The following is a 16,548-nucleotide window of genomic DNA, read 5'->3' as shown; positions in this document are numbered from 1 at the left end:
AAAGCATAAAATAGCGATGGGTTAAAAGCTCATCGCTATTTTGGTTTAGTTAATAGATGTTAAAAATTACTATTTAACATTTATAGTACTGATATTGTGGCTATAACCAACACCACATGATAAGAACTTACTTTAAAATAGCCTGGAGGAATATCGCCAACAATAAAATTTCGTCTGTTATAAATATTGGCGGGCTGGCAGTTGGTATGGCTGTAAGTTTTATGCTGCTGTTGTATGTGTACAACGAGTATAGTTTTGATAAGTTTCATGCAAACGGCGACCACCTGTACCAGGTGTTTAAAAACCAGCCAAGCAATGGCGAAATACGCACAAAATGGTTTACACCGCAATTGCTGGCCGGCACACTAAAAAAAGATTATCCCGAAATAGCCAACGCAGCCCGTATAAATGAGCCACAGAATATACTGGTAACCTACAAGGATAAAGGCATAAAGTTTAATACCGTAGCAATTGATGCGGCCATATTCGATATGTTTAGCTTTGAGTTTATCCAGGGCAACAAGCGCGATGCTTTGTCAGACCCTTCATCTATTGTATTAACCGAGTCGAGTGCTAAGGCGGTATTTGGCAATATTAACCCGGTAGGGCAGGTTGTAAAATTTAACAACCAATTCCCGATGAAGGTTAGCGCGGTTGTTAAAGACAATTCAAACTCCAGCCTTAACTATAAGGCCATTATATCATGGGATGCATTTATGACCCAACAGCCATGGCTAAAGGGCGAAAACTGGGACATGTATGCCTATGCCACTTATGTGCTTTTAAAACCCGGTGCATCAGCTACAGTTGTCAACGCAAAAATAAAGAACCTTATAGGCGAGCATTTTCCAAAAGATAAAGACGTTAAACTATTCATTTACCCCTTTGCCGATCTGCACCTGCACAGCGACTTTAAAAATGGCGTTAATGTAGGGGGTAGTATAGATTATGTTCGCCTGTTTTTATTGTTGGCTATCGGCATATTGGTAATCGCCTGTATCAACTTCATGAATTTATCTACGGCGCGTTCAGAAAAGCGGGCACGGGAGGTTGGTATCCGCAAGGCTATCGGCGCACGCCGTATCACGCTTATACAGCAATTCCTTGGCGAATCGTTATTAATGGCCCTGCTGGCCTTTGTCTTGTCGTTAATTATCATCATCGTATTAATGCCGGTATTCAGCAACCTTATAGGTTTGCAGCTAAGTGTGCCTTATGGTAACTGGGTAGCCTGGGCAATAGCTTTATCGGTAACTGTGCTTACCGGGCTTTTCGCGGGCAGCTATCCCGCTTTATTTCTTTCAGCATTTAACCCTATTAAGGTACTAAAAGGCCAGTTTTTAAACAGTAATGCAAGCGTTAAGCCCCGGCAGGTTTTGGTGGTTATACAATTTACATTTGCCACCTGCCTTATCATATCAAGCATTGTTATTTATAAGCAGATAAACTATATTAAAGACAGGCCGGTAGGCTATAATCGCAACGGCTTAATTGAAATGCCTGCCGATGGCGCGATGTACGATAAGTTTGAAAGCTTTAGGCAAGATGCCATTAGTGCCGGTGCCATTGTGGACGGTGCCAGTATTTCGGAGCCAATAACAAACATCACCAGCGCTACATGGCAAAACAAATGGCCGGGCCAATTAGCCGGGGAGGAGAAGACCCCGATAGATTGTATAGGTGTTACCAACCACATGTTAAACACCTACCAGATAAAAGTGATACAAGGCCGCGATTTTGCTACAGACAGGCCATCGGATTCAACCGCGGTGGTACTAAACGAAGCCGCCGTAGCCCTGATGCGGTTAAAGGATCCCATAGGCCAGAAGATAACCTGGATGAATGCAGAACGTACCATAATTGGTGTAGTAAAGAATTTTGTATGGGCATCGCCCTACGAGCCTGTAAAGCCGGCTATAATAGGGTTTGTAAAAGGTTGGTCGGGTAATATGGGGTTAAGGCTAAATCCTGCTAATTCGGTTTCAAAAAACCTGAATATGCTGCAAACCATCTATAAAAAGTACAACCCATACTATCCGTTTGATTATAAGTTTACTGATGAAAGCTTTAGCCAAAAGTTTAAAACCGAGCAGCGCTTGGGTACAATGGCCATACTGTTTACCTTGTTAGCCATCATCATATCGGGCCTTGGGCTTTTTGGGTTAGCTGCCTTCTCGGCCGAGCGGCGTGGTAAAGAAATAAGTATCCGTAAGGTACTGGGTGCCGGTACTGCCGAGCTTTGGTTAAAGCTATCGCAGGAGTTTGTAAAGCTGGTGGTGATATCCTTTATCATTGGCGCTGCAATAAGCTGGTACAGCGTGTATCAGTGGTTAAGTAGCTACAGTTACCATACATCAGTAAACCTTTGGGTATTTGCTTTAACCTTATTGCTTAGTGTGGCAATTTGCCTTGTCGCGGTAAGCTGGCAAGCCGTTAAAGCGGCCCTGGTAAACCCCGTTAAAAATTTAAGAAGCGAGTAGGAACCGGGCTACAACTCATTAAAAAAATGCCCGTTTTAACTAATGCGCTTTTTTAATTGAAATAATATTTTATATTAGTTAGTGCAGGGTAACGAAAAAAAGCGAAAAATTCCCGCTATAAGCAACAAAAAAATGGAATAATTTATAGCGGAAGGAAGAAAGCCTAAACCTATAAATGCTGTAAAGGCAAATTTTAACAATCAGCCATATCTGCGTTAAAATCGCTATTTTCGCACAATGAATTTTTCGTCGAAATTGTTGGAAGATGCCGTTGCTGAGTTTGCGAAATTACCGGGCGTGGGCCAAAAAACCGCCCTGCGTTTAGTATTGCATCTGCTTAACCGCGATAAGGATGAAGTGCAAAAATTCAGTGCAGCCATAAGCAAACTGCGCAACGAGATACAGTTTTGCCAAACCTGCCATAACATATCCGATCAGCGTATTTGCGAGATATGCGCCTCCCTAAAACGCGACCATTCACTGATATGCGTAGTAGAGGACACCCGCGATGTAATGGCCATTGAAAATACCAACCAATATAATGGCGTTTACCACGTATTAGGCGGCCTTATATCGCCCATGGATGGCATTGGCCCTGCCGACCTGCAAGTAGATAGCTTGGTAGAACGGTTAAAAGATACTGCTGTTAAAGAAATTATTTTTGCCCTTAGCGCAACTATGGAGGGCGATACCACCATTTTTTATCTTCATAAAAAATTAAAACAATTTAATATTAATATTTCAACCATTGCACGTGGCATAGCTTTTGGAGGAGAGTTAGAGTATGTGGACGAGATTACTTTAGGACGATCTATCGTAACCCGAATCCCATATGAGAATTCTTTATCCTAATGCCTATGAAACTTTCTGTAATAGTTGTAAATAATAACATGTCTGTACTACTAAGGCAATCACTTAATTCTTTAATTAATGCTTGTAAGGATATAGACTATGAACTACTTGTGGTAGATGATGCATCAACAGATAATTCTGTTACGATGTTACAGAGAGAGTTCCCCGAAACTAAGTTGATCCTAAATAAAGAAACCTTAGGCATGGCTAAATCGCGTAACCTCGCGTTAGAGCAGGCCAAAGGGCAGTATGTTTTACTGGTCAATGCGGATACAATAAGCGGCAAGAAAACTATACAGCATGTAGTAGACTTTATGGACTCTCACCACGGTGCAGGTGGCGTAGGTGTAAGGATGTTAACCCCCCGAGGAAATTATTTGACAGAATCGCGTATTGGTTTTTCAAACGCGTGGGCATCATTGTTGCGCTTAACAGGGTTGGCCAGGTTTTTCCCAAAATCGCGCCTATACAAAAACATGGATGAAAGCAGGGTAGAAGAAGACGAATTTGCAACTACCGAAGTGGATGTTATAAACGGCGCATTTATGCTGTTACGCAGCTCGGTATTAAACCATGTGGGTATGTTTGACGAGCGTTTTATGACTTTTGGAGCGGATATCGATCTTTCGTTCCGTATGCGTATTGCCGGTTACAAAAATTATTACTTCCCACGTACCTATATACTTAACTTTTGCAAGCAGTTAAAGCCTCAATTTACCTGGCACTACATTAAGGATTTTTATGGTGCTATGATTATATTCGCTGCAAAGTATTTGTTCCGCATGCCTGAAATTAAGATACCGGCCATGCAGCAAATGTTTGCCCCGAAATATGAAGTTGAAAGATAAAACAGTAGTAATAACAGGTGCATCATCGGGTATAGGCAAGGCATTAGCCATACAATTTGCCCAACAAGGGGCCAACCTTGTTTTAGCAGCCCGCCAATATGTTACCTTATGTGAAATAGCGCAAGATATTGAGAAACAGCATGATGTTAAAGCCCTGGCTGTGCAATGTGATGTTTCGATAGAAGAAGATTGTGCCCATTTAATTCAACAAGCAACCGCTACCTTTGGTAAAATAGATATTTTGATAAACAACGCCGGGATATCTATGCGGGCCTTGTTTAAAGACACAGATATTAAAGTGCTTAAAAGCCTGATGGATGTAAACTTCTGGGGCACAGTTTACTGCACAAAATACGCTCTGCCCCATATAATCCAGACCAAAGGCAGTATTGTAGGCGTATCATCAATTGCAGGCTATAAAGGGCTACCCGGCCGTAGCGGCTACTCAGCCTCAAAATTTGCCATGAATGGCTTTTTGGATGCGCTTAGGGTAGAGAATTTAAAAACAGGTGTGCATGTAATGGTAGCCTGTCCTGGTTTTACAGCATCAAATATTCGTAATACCGCTTTAGATAAAAACGGCACTCAACAAGGCGAAAGCACGCTGGAAGAAGATAAAATGATGACTGCCGAACAAGTAGCCACCATTATAGTTAAAGGGGTTGAAAATAGGGAGCGCACCCTTATCATGACAGGGCAGGGTAAGTTAACCGTATTTTTAAATAAGTTCTTACCGGCCTTTTTAGATAGCCAGGTTTACAAAGTGTTTTCTAAAGAGAAAAATCCGTTATTGAAGTAAGGCCCACTATTAAACGGCATTAATTAACCGTTGTGTATTGGCTAATTCTGCTCATATCCAATACTATACGTCCATCTTCATCACGGTCAAACGCAGGTATAAATTTGGCACCCCAAACCATATCGTTAAAGGTATAAGAGGTACGCGAATGTACGGTTTGCGAAAAAGTATCATCAAACGCCTTTAATAATACCGAAAATGCCGCTTGCGAATTTTCAAGTTCTTCGGCTGTCATATCAATCAAAGGGCTATTCTCATCAAGGGGGTGTACAATAGTCCAATTTAAAGTAAGCAGGCTAACATTTTTACGTTCAACCTCTAACGGAAAAAAACGCCTGAGCGGTTTACCATCTACTATCTCGTTATACGAAAAAATGATCTCCACCTGCAGGTCTATCAAAACATTGCGGCGTAAGTTGGCCAGTCTAAACATTAAGCCCCGGCCGTTTACCTGGTAGGGTGCAACCAGGATATTATCGCTGTAGATTATCTTGGCTGATGGTTTAGAAAAACGCCCGTATAACAAACCTGTAGCCAGTGCAAAAGCCAATAAACCTATCATAGATTCAAAGGCGGCTACACTGTTAGCTACTACACCACGAGGGCTAATATGCCCATAGCCTACAGTAGATATAGTTTGTGCGGAGAAGAAAAATGCATCTAAAAAGTGGCTACATTCGCCGCTGCCCGATGCGCCATCCAAACTGTCCATACCTATTAGCACATAAATAGTGGCAAACAAAAGATTAGCCAATAAATAGCCGCTTAATACTACAAACCAAAACTTACCCCAGCTCATTTTTATAAGCGTATGGTAATTGTCGGCAGTATTAAAAAGCGAAAGACCTTTTCGCCTAACGTTTACAGACCCATCCTTATTAATAAGCGGCTGGCTTTTAATAACAGGCTGCGGGCCAAAGCCCAGGTCATTTTCGGGATTTATTTTTTGTTGATGTATGGCCATTAGGGGGGCTTTTAACGTATCTGTGTAAAAATATCATTCTGCTTGCTTTTAGTGAAAACTATTTCCATATTTGCTTCCATAATAATATGAAAACAATAAACAACAATTGGTGGTGGCTAAACGAGATATCGTAAGGCAGCCTCATTTTTTGTTTTTTTAGATATTACAGAAGGGTTGCCACATGGCAGCCCTTTTTTTATGCATAATTTATGAAACAGATACTTAACCACTTATTTGAACATAAAACCTTCACCCGCGAGCAATCAAAAGAGATTTTGAAGAACATTGCTTTAGGTAAGTACAACAATTCGCAAATGGCAGCCTTTATGACCGCCTATTGTATGCGCAGCATTACGGTAAACGAACTGGAAGGATTTAGAGACGCCATGCTGGAGCTTTGCCTGCCTATTGATTTAGAAGCAGGCGAACTGATTGACCTTTGCGGTACAGGTGGCGATGGTAAGGATACCTTTAATATATCTACACTGGCATCGTTTGTAGTGGCAGGGGCAGGGTATAAGGTTGCCAAACATGGTAATTATGGTGTATCATCGGGTTGCGGTTCATCTAACGTGATGGAGCATTTGGGTTATGTGTTTACCAATGATACGGATAAACTAAAAAAGAGCGTTGACAAAGCCAATATTTGCTTTTTACATGCGCCGCTGTTTCACCCGGCTATGAAAACTGTGGCACCAATACGCCGCGAATTGGGCGTAAAAACCTTTTTCAATATGCTTGGCCCTCTGGTTAACCCGGCTAAGCCTAACAATCAGTTAGTAGGTGTGTTTAATTTAGAGCTGGCAAGGGTTTATGCTTACCTGTATCAAAAATCGGGTATTAACTATACCATCCTTAATGCTTTAGATGGTTATGACGAAATTTCCCTTACCTGCGATTTTAAAACGTTTAGTGCCGAGGGTGAAAAAATAAACAGTATCGAAGCCTTAGGCTTTAATAAGCTGAATGAAGATGAAATAACCGGCGGGCATACGGTTGGTGATTCGGCTGATATATTTATGAAGGTTTTAAACGACGAAGCTACAAGTGCCCAAAGCAGCGTGGTATTAAGTAATGCCGCAATGGCCATTAAAACCATCAAACCGGATAAAAGCTTTGCCGATTGCTTTTACGAGGCAGAAGAATCGTTAATAAGTAAAAAGGCGTTAAATAGCTTTAAAACATTGATAGTCAACTAACATGAAAATTAAGGTTTGCGGTTTAAAATATGCTGATAATATCGCGGATATAACCGCTTTATCGCCCGATTATATAGGCTTTATTTGCTATGATAGATCGCCACGTTTTATAGATGATTTAGATAAGGGTATTTTGCAAGCAATACCCACAGGCATAACCAAAACCGCGGTTTTTGTAAATGAGGCAGCAGAGACTATTAGCGAATTAATTACCCGATACGGGTTTGATGCGATACAGTTACATGGAACAGAAAGTCCCGATTTTTGCGAGCAGTTTAAAGGGAAAGTAGTGGTTATAAAGGCTTTTGGAGTTGATGAGGCGTTCGCCTTTGAGCAATTAAGACCCTACCTCAACAAAGTGGATTATTTTATGTTCGATACCAAAACGCCGGTGCATGGCGGGTCTGGTAAAACGTTTGATTGGGCCATTTTAACTAAATATAAGTTAAACGTCCCATTCTTTTTATCTGGCGGCTTAAGCGCTGATAATATTGAAGAGGTAAAAAGTATTAATCACCCGATGCTTTACGCACTTGATTTGAACAGCAAGTTTGAAACAGCGCCGGCATTAAAAGATATTGACAAACTAACACAGGCATTTAATACGATTAAAATATATAGCAATGAAATACGGAGTTAATGAACAGGGATACTATGGTGATTTTGGCGGCGCATATATCCCCGAAATGCTATACCCCAATGTGGAGGAATTAAGGCAACAGTACATTAAAATAATAAACGAGGATGATTTTAAAGCTGAGTTTGACCAGTTATTGCGCGATTATGTGGGCCGCCCTTCGCCGCTATACCATGCCAAACGATACTCTGATAAGTATGGTGCCAATATATTTTTTAAACGCGAAGACCTTAACCACACCGGATCGCACAAAATAAACAATGCCATAGGGCAAATATTACTTGCAGAACGCTTAGGCAAGAAACGAATCATAGCCGAAACAGGTGCAGGGCAGCATGGTGTGGCTACCGCCACGGTTTGTGCCCTAAAAGGGATTGAGTGCGTGGTTTACATGGGTGAAATAGACATGGAACGACAAGCCCCTAACGTGGCCCGTATGAAGATGCTTGGCGCAAAGGTCGTTCCGGCTACATCGGGAAGTAAAACGCTTAAGGATGCCACCAATGAGGCCCTGCGCGACTGGATAGGGAACCCTGTTGACACCCACTATATCATCGGATCGGTAGTTGGCCCGTACCCGTATCCCGAAATGGTGGCAAAATTTCAATCGATCATATCCGAAGAAACTAAAAAACAGCTATTGGAGCAAACCGGTAGAGATTTACCAACTTATGTAATGGCATGTGTAGGTGGTGGCAGCAACGCAATGGGTATGTTCTACCATTTTTTAGATGACGAGGATGTGAAGTTAGTAGCCGTAGAAGCCGCAGGCAAAGGTGTAAATAGCGGTCACTCGGCAGCCACCACTTTTTTAGGTAAGGAGGGTGTTTTACACGGCAGTCGCACTATATTGATGCAAACCGCCGATGGCCAGGTAGAAGAACCGTACTCCATTTCAGCCGGGTTAGATTATCCCGGTATAGGCCCGCAACACGCGCACTTGTTTAAAATTAACCGTGCGCAATACGTAAGTATTACCGATGACGAGGCTTTAGATGCGGGCCTGTTATGTTCACAGATGGAAGGTATTATTCCGGCTATTGAGACCGCCCATGCATTGGCTTATTTAGAGAAAATGACCTTTAGTAAAGGCGAAAACGTGGTGATATGCCTTTCGGGTAGGGGAGATAAGGATCTGAGCACTTACATCAAGCATTTCGGATTTTGATTATTTGAGATCAGGGATTAAAGTTGAAGTAATTGCTTTATCAACGGATCCCTGATCTATAATTATACTGTATCATAACCGAACACAGACTGTTACACTTACGAACACATCGTAAGTATTTGGGCTTATTTAAACTATTGACTATTAGCTTATTAACAGTTTGGTATATGTTTTAACCATAGTTGTGTAAATCACAATGCTATGTTTAAAAACTACTTCAAAATAGCCTGGAGAAATATCATCCGTCATAAGGCATATTCTATTATAAATATTTCGGGTTTAAGCGTGGGTATAGCCGCATGCCTGCTCATATTTGTTGTTTTGCAGTTTGAATTGAGTTTTAATACCAATTTTACCAGCTACAAAAACATTTACCATATTATAACCAAACAGATAGGCGAAGATGGTGAAAACTTTAACCCCGGTATATCTGTACCTGCAATTGATGCTTTACGTATCGATTTCCCTCAATATAAATTCGCAGCGATAAATTCCAGCTACGGCAGTCAGATAACCGTTCCCGGTAATAATCCTGCAAATACGTCTGATAATAAAAAATTCACCGAAAATATTGGCGTGTTTTTTATTGAGCCGCAGTTCTTCGATATTTTTAATGCAGAGTGGCTGGATGGTAATAAGGATGCGCTGAAGGAACCCAATATGGTGGTGATAGATAAAAAAACAGCCACCAAATACTTTGGCAACTGGAAAACCGCCATGGGTAAAAACCTTAAAATGGATAATTTTTTATCATTAAAGGTAGCCGGTATAGTTGGAGATTCGCCCGATAACAGCGATTTTCCTTTACGCGTGCTGGTATCTTACATCACCCTGAAACAAAATGGCGATTATTATAATTTTTCGGGCAACTGGCACAGTTTAAGCAGTAATTTTCAGGTATATACACAACTCCCCGAAAATGTAACGGCGGCAAGTTTCGAAAAACAATTAGTAGGCTTTACCAACAAACAAAGCGATCTTAATAAAAAGAAAACAACCCGCGTACACTTGCTGCAACCCCTTAGTATGTTACACTTTGATACGCGTGTAGGTAATACCCTTGGCGACCACCTAACCAGCAAAGCCACTTTAAGTACCCTAACTTTTATAGCTGTATTGATCATCATTATGGCTTCTATCAACTTTATTAACTTATCAACTGCGCAGTCGGTTGGCCGGTCAAAAGAAGTGGGTATACGTAAGGTTTTGGGTAGTACCAGGCAGCAACTTATTATACAGGTAATTGGCGAAACCACCCTTATCATTATAACATCGGTAATATTGGCTATGGCTATTGCCAAGCTGGCATTACCATTCCTTAAAAACATAGCCAGCGTGCCAGATGATATTGCCTTGCTAAACGCAGGTACAATATCATTCCTGTTAATTACAATGGTGATTGTGATTTTATTATCAGGCATTTACCCTGCCTTGGTTATATCAGGTTTTAAACCGGTGATGGCTTTAAAAAATAAAATAACCGCAGCATCAATTGGTGGCATACCATTGCGCAGGGCATTAGTTGTGGCACAGTTTGCCATAGCGCAATTATTAATAATAGGCACCATTGTAGCAGTTAACCAAATGAACTTTGTTAACCAGGCCGATCTGGGCTTTAACAAAAATGCCGTGCTGGTTATACCAGGCTCGTCAGATAGTGTTACGCTAAGTAAAATGCAGGCATTTAAGCAACAGCTTTTACAAAACCCGGAGATCAAATCGGTGAGTTTTAGTTCGGATGCACCATCATCAGAAAACAATTGGGGTACCAACTTCTATTTTAACAATTCTAAAAAAGACCCAACATTTAGCACTTTCCTTAAATATGGCGATGCCGATTATTTTAAAACCTATGGCTTAAAGTTTGCCGCGGGGCAGGGCTACGATCAAAGCGATACCGCCAGGCAGGTTGTAGTGAACGAAACCTTTATCCATAAACTGGGCATACAAAAAGCCGAAGATGCGATTGGTAAAACAGTAAAAACAGGCGGAATGCCTACCTGGGCACCTATAGTAGGAGTGGTTAAAGATTTTAAAACCAATTCGCTGCGCGATGCCGTTAAACCAATTGTAATGATGCCTTACAAAAAAGTTGAATCGCAGGCTGCTATCAAGATCGAAACAAAAAACCTTACCCGCACAGTTGCCGGCATACAAAAGCTATGGGAAACCACCTATCCGGAATATGCTTACAACGGTTTCTTCCTTGATGAAAATATAGCCCAGTTTTATAAACAGGAAAACCAACTGGCTATGGTTTACAAAATATTTGCCGCTATAGCCATTTTTATATCCTGCCTGGGTTTATATGGCCTGGTATCGTTTATGGCTGTACAACGCACCAAAGAGGTGGGTGTGCGCAAAGTATTAGGCGCATCAGTATTCAATATCGTATTACTGTTTTCTAAAGAGTTTATGATACTGATAGCCATATCGTTTGTAATTGCCATGCCAACCGCATGGTACATCATGTCAAACTGGTTGCAAAATTTTGCTTATCGGATAACGCTATCAGCAAGCGTGTTTGTGTTGGCTATATCTGTATCCATCATTATAGCCTGGGTAACCGTGGGTTATAAGGCGGTAAGGGCAGCATTAGTTAATCCGGTAAGAAGTTTACGTTCAGAGTAGAGGGCAATAGATTAGAGATCACGGTTAAAAACTTAAAATAAAAGCATGTTTAAAAATTATTTAAAAACTGCCTGGCGCAGTTTAATTCGCAATAAAAGTTACACCACTATAAACATTATTGGCCTGTCCATTGGTATTGCGGCTTGTCTGCTTATATTTTTGGTGATCAATTTTGAAACGAGCTTTGATAATTATCATACCGATAAAGATCAGATATACCGTGTTTTAACCAAGCGCATTTCACCTGATGGTGTCAAATACCGCATGGGTGTGCCGTTCCCCACAGCCGAAGCCTTACGTTTAGACTATCCCCAATTAAAATATGTAACCAATGTATTTAACGATGACGACAAGCAGTTAAACGTACTTAACGAACATAACGGGCAGTCGAAGAAGTTTAAAGAAAACGACTTGTATTTTGTTGATACGCAATTTTTTAAAGTATTTGATTTTGGGTGGTTAGCCGGCAACAAACAAACTGCTTTAACCGAACCCAACAGCGTAGTGTTAACACAGAAAATAGCCGAAAAATACTTTGGTACCTGGCAAAATGCTATAGGCAAAGTGGTTAAATATGATAACAAGCTTGATTTAAAGGTAACAGGCATATTAAAAAACCTGCCTTTAAATACTGATTTGCCTGTTAACATTGCCATATCATTCAGTACCATGAAAAGTACCGATTTTGCGGGGAGTTTAAAAGACTGGCATAGTACTTTTGGCTCAAACAGTTGCTTTGTGGTATTGCCTAAAAATGTATCAATGGCAAGCTTTGATAAAAATCTTACTGCCTTCATAAAAAAATACCGCCCCGAAAAGGATAACAAAGATAGCCAGTTTTTACAACCGCTTAGTCAAATGCACTTTGATAACAGGGTAGGTGTTTTTAGTGGTCAGGTGTTCAGTAAAGAATTAATAAACGCTTTAAGCCTGATAGGCTTGTTTTTACTGGTTATAGCATGTGTTAATTTTATAAACCTGGCAACCGCGCAGGCGGTTAACCGTTCAAAAGAAGTAGGTATACGCAAGGTGTTAGGTAGCCAGCGTAAACAGTTGATCATTCAGTTCATCAGCGAGACCTTTATTATCACATTATTTGCCATTGTACTTGCAATAGGCATAAGCGAGGCGGGTTTGCCTTACTTAAACAAGTTATTAGAATTACAGTTAAGTGGTAATTTTATAAACAACCCGGTTGTTGTTTTATTTTTAACAGTGGTACTGGTAGCGGTAACCTTTTTATCAGGTTTTTATCCTGCATTGGTACTATCGGGCTTTAACCCTATAACCGCTTTAAAAAACAAAGTTGCAGTAGCCCGTACCAATGGCATTACCTTAAGGCGCAGCCTGGTTGTTTTACAATTTGGCATTGCACAAGTGCTGGTTATTGGCACTATTGTAATTATAAGCCAGCTAAACCACATCAAAAGCACACCATTAGGCTTTAATAAAGATGCAGTTGTTACCATACAGCTGCCAAACGATAGCCTAAGCCGCTTAAATATGGGCAGCCTGCGTAATCAGCTACTGCAAAATCCGAACATTAAAGGTTTTAGTTACAGCTTCGCGTCCCCATCTGATAATACTAACTGGGGCACAGATTTTAAGTATGACGATTCGCCGAAAGAGGTTGATTTCAGGATCAGCTTAAAATGGGCAGATGCTGATTATTTTAAACTGTACGATATGCATTTTGTGGCTGGGCAGGCCTACCAAAAAAGCGATACTGTAAAGGGGTTTGTGGTTAATGAAACACTACTGAAAGAGTTAGGTGTAAAGGATCCTAAAGATGCCATTGGCAAAAACATAAGTATATGGGATGAAAAAAAGGCGCGGATAGTAGGCGTTGTTAAAGATTTTAATACTACATCGCTGCGCGAAAAAATACCCGCCGTAATAATGGCATCATGGAATGATCAATACCTAAAAGCCAACATTAAATTAGGCAGCGGCAATATAAAAGAAACACTTGCCGCAATTGAACAAGCATGGAACAAAACTTTCCCTGAAACGGTATACGAGTACAAATTTTTAGACGAAAAGATAGCCCGCTTCTATCAAAAAGAAGATCAGCTATCACAGCTGTATAAAATATTTGCCGGTATGGCCATATTTATATCCTGCCTGGGCTTATATGGCATGGTTTCGTTTATGGCGGTACAACGCACAAAAGAGGTTGGTATACGTAAAACGCTGGGTGCATCGGTGGCAAACATTGTATACCTGTTCTCTAAAGAGTTTACCCTGCTTATTATAGTCGCTTTTGTTATTGCGGCGCCTATTGCCTGGTATTTTACACAACAGTGGTTGCAGGATTTTACCTATAAAATAAAGCCGGGGGTAGGTATATTCCTGATATCCATCGCATCTTCCATCATAATAGCATGGATAACGGTAGGGTATAAAGCCGTAAGTGCTGCCCTGGTTAACCCCGTAAAAAGTTTAAAAAGTGAATAGTAAGTTGATACAATAGTTAATTAAGTACTAAGCTCTGGGTTTATATGCCCGGAGTTTGGTGTTTGTGATAATTACATCTAAAACCAAATAGCATGATAAAGAATTATTTTAAAATAGCGTGGCGCAATATGTTAAACAACAAAGTTTACAGTGCCATAAATGTTTTGGGCCTTGCCGCAGGTATGGCAGTCGCATTATTAATTGGTTTGTGGGTAAACTATCAGTATGCTTATGACAAATTTTTGCCTAACTATACGCAATCGTATCAGGTTAGGCGCAATTTTAACAGTAATGGCGATACTTTAAACTTTGCCAGCACATCGCTTAAACTGGCTGATGCATTGCGTACCGGCTACCCCGAAATTGAATATGTTGCAGAAAGCGATGGCGGCCGGGAGCATGGTTTGATGGTTGGTAATACCAAGCTGTTTTCTAACGGCGTACAAGCCGGCTCCGATTTCTTAAAAATATTCCGCTACCCGTTTGTACAGGGTAATGCCGATGGTTTAAAAGACCCTTACTCAATAGTTATTACCGAATCGACCGCTAAAGCGTTGTTTGGAAATAAAAACGCCATGAACCAAATGGTAAAAGTGGATAACAAAGACAATTTAAAAGTAACCGGTATTATCAAAGATATACCGGCAAATTCAACCTTAAGTTTTAACTACGTTATCCCCTTTAGTTATTTTGAAACTGCCGACCCGGGGGTTAAGGAGTCGCGTAAAGGAAGTTTTGGCAACAATGGCTTTGTGCTATATGCCAAACTTAAAGATGGTATTAAATACACCCAAATTGCTCCAAAAATTAAAAACATGGAGAAGTATGAAGATAACCTTAATGCTAAAAACTCCGAAGTAGTTATGCAACCTCTGCAAGACTGGCATTTGTATAACACCTACATTAACGGTAAAGCAAGCGGCGGTTTTATTGAGTATGTACACATATTCAGCATCATTGGCATCCTGGTATTGGTAATTGCCTGTATCAACTTTATAAACCTGACCACAGCCCGTTCAGAGAAACGCGCACGCGAAGTTGGGATACGCAAGGCCATAGGTTCGCAACGCAATCAGCTTATTATACAATTTTTGACAGAATCGGTGTTGATCACCTTTATAGCCTTCCTGTTTTCGGTAGGTGTGGTGCAACTGGTTTTACCTTCATTTAATACATTAACGGCCACAAATATTACCATCCCCTATACCAGCACAGTGTTTTGGATAATTACTATTGGTTGTACATTGTTTACCGCCCTATTAGCCGGTAGTCGTCCCGCATTCTACCTGTCATCGTTTAACCCTGTACAGGTATTAAAAGGTACTATACAAACAGCACGCTCGGCAGCGTTGTCGCGCAAGGCATTGGTTGTATTACAGTTTAGCTGCTCTATAGCGCTTATCATTAGTACGGTTATTATTTATCAGCAAATACAGCATGCTAAGGATAGGCCTACCGGCTACAGCACCAGCCGCCTGGTTACTACCATGACCAATGATGATTTGAGTAAAAACGCCGCTGCCTTAAAACAAGATTTGCTGCAAAGCGGAGCAGTAACCTCAATTACCACGGCAACCAGCCCGGCTACGGGTGTTTGGTGGCACAGCGATGTAGAAGCATTCCCGGGTAAAAATGCCGGCGAAACAGTTGAGATGGGTACAATATTAGTTTCAAGCGATTACTTTAAAACCCTTGGCATGCAGCTAAAACAGGGGCATGACTTTATTGGCAACGAAAAAGCCGATAGCACTAATGTAATATTAAACGAATCTGCAGTAAAACGCTTGCGTTTAGCTAACCCGCTTGGGCAAACCATTACCAAATTTGGGAGGCAAATGCACATTATAGGTGTTGTAAAAGATGCGCTGATGGAATCGCCATTCCAGGCGGCCGACCCAACCATGTTCTTTTTTACTGGTGGTAGCAATATTATTTACCGCTTATCACCTAAAGTAAATACCCACGAAGCCATTGAAAAGATAACCAACATATTTAATAAATACAGCCCGGCATACCCTTATACTTACCGCTTTGTCGACGAAGATTATAACCAAAAATTCAACCTGGAGTTATTGGTAGGCAAACTGGCCGGCATTTTTGCGGGTTTGGCCATATTTATAAGCTGCCTTGGCTTATTTGGCCTGGCTGCATACATAGCAGAACAGCGTACTAAAGAGATTGGTGTACGCAAGGTTTTGGGAGCAACGGTAACCCAGGTTTGGGTACTGCTTTCAAAAGACTTTATTGTACTGGTGCTTATTAGTTGTGTTATCGCATCGCCGGTAGCCTTATACTCTTTACAAAGCTGGCTGCTTAAATATTCGTACCGTATTACAATAGGGCCGGGGGTATTTATATTATCGGCCGCGGCAGCAATTGTAATAACACTGCTTACCATCAGTTTTCAGGCTATAAAAGCGGCTTTAGCTAACCCGGTAAGGAGTTTACGAAGCGAGTAACAGCGGCTGTTGAGTAAAAGAATACAACATCAGTTAATAGTAGATATTTAAACA

11 protein-coding genes are annotated in these 16,548 nt (G+C 41.0%); 10 read left to right on the top strand and 1 reads right to left on the bottom strand.

The genetic code is table 11. The features are described from left to right. Nucleotides 1–116 precede the first annotated feature (116 nt). The 4 genes from FFF34_005780 (at nucleotide 117) to FFF34_005765 (ending at nucleotide 4,979) form a co-directional block, all read left to right on the top strand. A complete protein-coding gene (locus FFF34_005780; GenBank protein ID TSD66908.1) occupies nucleotides 117–2,480 on the top strand; it encodes an FtsX-like permease family protein in 2,364 nt (787 codons plus the stop codon). 237 nt (nucleotides 2,481–2,717) lie between these two features. Then, nucleotides 2,718–3,332: a recombination protein RecR gene (gene recR, locus FFF34_005775; GenBank protein TSD66907.1), complete on the top strand. Its 615-nt coding sequence runs from the start codon at nucleotides 2,718–2,720 to the stop codon at nucleotides 3,330–3,332. Continuing rightward, nucleotides 3,332–4,180 (top strand): glycosyltransferase family 2 protein, encoded by an 849-nt coding sequence (locus FFF34_005770; protein TSD66906.1) that lies wholly within the window; start codon nucleotides 3,332–3,334, stop codon nucleotides 4,178–4,180. The genes recR and FFF34_005770 overlap by 1 nt, the downstream gene beginning before the upstream one ends. After that, nucleotides 4,164–4,979: an SDR family oxidoreductase gene (locus FFF34_005765; GenBank protein TSD66905.1), complete on the top strand. Its 816-nt coding sequence runs from the start codon at nucleotides 4,164–4,166 to the stop codon at nucleotides 4,977–4,979. The genes FFF34_005770 and FFF34_005765 overlap by 17 nt, the downstream gene beginning before the upstream one ends. A 19-nt stretch (nucleotides 4,980–4,998) precedes the next feature. Here FFF34_005765 and FFF34_005760 read toward each other — a convergent pair whose 3' ends face one another. Then, nucleotides 4,999–5,943 carry an ion transporter gene (locus tag FFF34_005760; GenBank protein ID TSD66904.1) on the bottom strand — a complete coding sequence of 315 codons (945 nt, stop codon included), beginning with the start codon at nucleotides 5,941–5,943 and terminating at the stop codon, nucleotides 4,999–5,001. A gap of 209 nt (nucleotides 5,944–6,152) precedes the next feature. Here FFF34_005760 and trpD point away from each other — a divergent pair, with 209 nt between their 5' ends. The 6 genes from trpD to FFF34_005730 all read left to right on the top strand — a co-directional run bounded on the left by trpD (nucleotide 6,153) and on the right by FFF34_005730 (nucleotide 16,494). Next, nucleotides 6,153–7,142 carry an anthranilate phosphoribosyltransferase gene (trpD, locus tag FFF34_005755; GenBank protein TSD66903.1) on the top strand — a complete coding sequence of 330 codons (990 nt, stop codon included), beginning with the start codon at nucleotides 6,153–6,155 and terminating at the stop codon, nucleotides 7,140–7,142. A gap of 1 nt (nucleotide 7,143) precedes the next feature. Continuing rightward, entirely contained in the window at nucleotides 7,144–7,782 is a 639-nt protein-coding gene (locus tag FFF34_005750) for a phosphoribosylanthranilate isomerase (GenBank protein ID TSD66902.1), read from the top strand. Further along, on the top strand, nucleotides 7,766–8,947 hold the full coding sequence (trpB, locus tag FFF34_005745) for a tryptophan synthase subunit beta (protein TSD66901.1): 1,182 nt from the start codon (nucleotides 7,766–7,768) through the stop codon (nucleotides 8,945–8,947). Before FFF34_005750 ends, trpB begins: the two co-directional genes overlap by 17 nt. A gap of 201 nt (nucleotides 8,948–9,148) precedes the next feature. Continuing rightward, the gene (locus FFF34_005740) at nucleotides 9,149–11,578 is read left to right on the top strand and encodes an FtsX-like permease family protein (GenBank protein TSD66900.1); all 2,430 of its coding nucleotides are present in this window, start codon (nucleotides 9,149–9,151) and stop codon (nucleotides 11,576–11,578) included. Nucleotides 11,579–11,623: 45 nt separating this feature from the next. Beyond that, nucleotides 11,624–14,035 carry an FtsX-like permease family protein gene (locus FFF34_005735; GenBank protein ID TSD66899.1) on the top strand — a complete coding sequence of 804 codons (2,412 nt, stop codon included), beginning with the start codon at nucleotides 11,624–11,626 and terminating at the stop codon, nucleotides 14,033–14,035. Nucleotides 14,036–14,127: 92 nt separating this feature from the next. After that, nucleotides 14,128–16,494, top strand: a complete 2,367-nt coding sequence (locus FFF34_005730) for an FtsX-like permease family protein (protein ID TSD66898.1) — start codon at nucleotides 14,128–14,130, stop codon at nucleotides 16,492–16,494. Nucleotides 16,495–16,548 lie beyond the last annotated feature (54 nt).

It is taken from the genome of Inquilinus sp. KBS0705, assembly GCA_005938025.2.
In the GTDB taxonomy this organism is placed as follows: Bacteria; Bacteroidota; Bacteroidia; order Sphingobacteriales; family Sphingobacteriaceae; genus Mucilaginibacter.
The sequence above is the reverse complement of the archived record's forward strand: the minus strand, read 5'-3'. Positions and strand labels throughout refer to the sequence as shown.

Bases quoted from the DNA above. Each gene is read 5' to 3' on its own strand.
- FFF34_005780 (TSD66908.1), top strand. From the start codon at position 117: ATGATAAGAACTTACTTTAAAATAGCCTGGAGGAATATCGCCAACAAT.
- FFF34_005770 (TSD66906.1), top strand. From the start codon at position 3,332: ATGCCTATGAAACTTTCTGTAATAGTTGTAAATAATAACATGTCTGTA.
- FFF34_005735 (TSD66899.1), top strand. From the start codon at position 11,624: ATGTTTAAAAATTATTTAAAAACTGCCTGGCGCAGTTTAATTCGCAAT.
- FFF34_005730 (TSD66898.1), top strand. From the start codon at position 14,128: ATGATAAAGAATTATTTTAAAATAGCGTGGCGCAATATGTTAAACAAC.
- FFF34_005760 (TSD66904.1), bottom strand. From the start codon at position 5,943: ATGGCCATACATCAACAAAAAATAAATCCCGAAAATGACCTGGGCTTT.
- FFF34_005750 (TSD66902.1), top strand. From the start codon at position 7,144: ATGAAAATTAAGGTTTGCGGTTTAAAATATGCTGATAATATCGCGGAT.
- FFF34_005765 (TSD66905.1), top strand. From the start codon at position 4,164: ATGAAGTTGAAAGATAAAACAGTAGTAATAACAGGTGCATCATCGGGT.
- FFF34_005740 (TSD66900.1), top strand. From the start codon at position 9,149: ATGTTTAAAAACTACTTCAAAATAGCCTGGAGAAATATCATCCGTCAT.
- trpB (TSD66901.1), top strand. From the start codon at position 7,766: ATGAAATACGGAGTTAATGAACAGGGATACTATGGTGATTTTGGCGGC.
- trpD (TSD66903.1), top strand. From the start codon at position 6,153: ATGAAACAGATACTTAACCACTTATTTGAACATAAAACCTTCACCCGC.
- recR (TSD66907.1), top strand. From the start codon at position 2,718: ATGAATTTTTCGTCGAAATTGTTGGAAGATGCCGTTGCTGAGTTTGCG.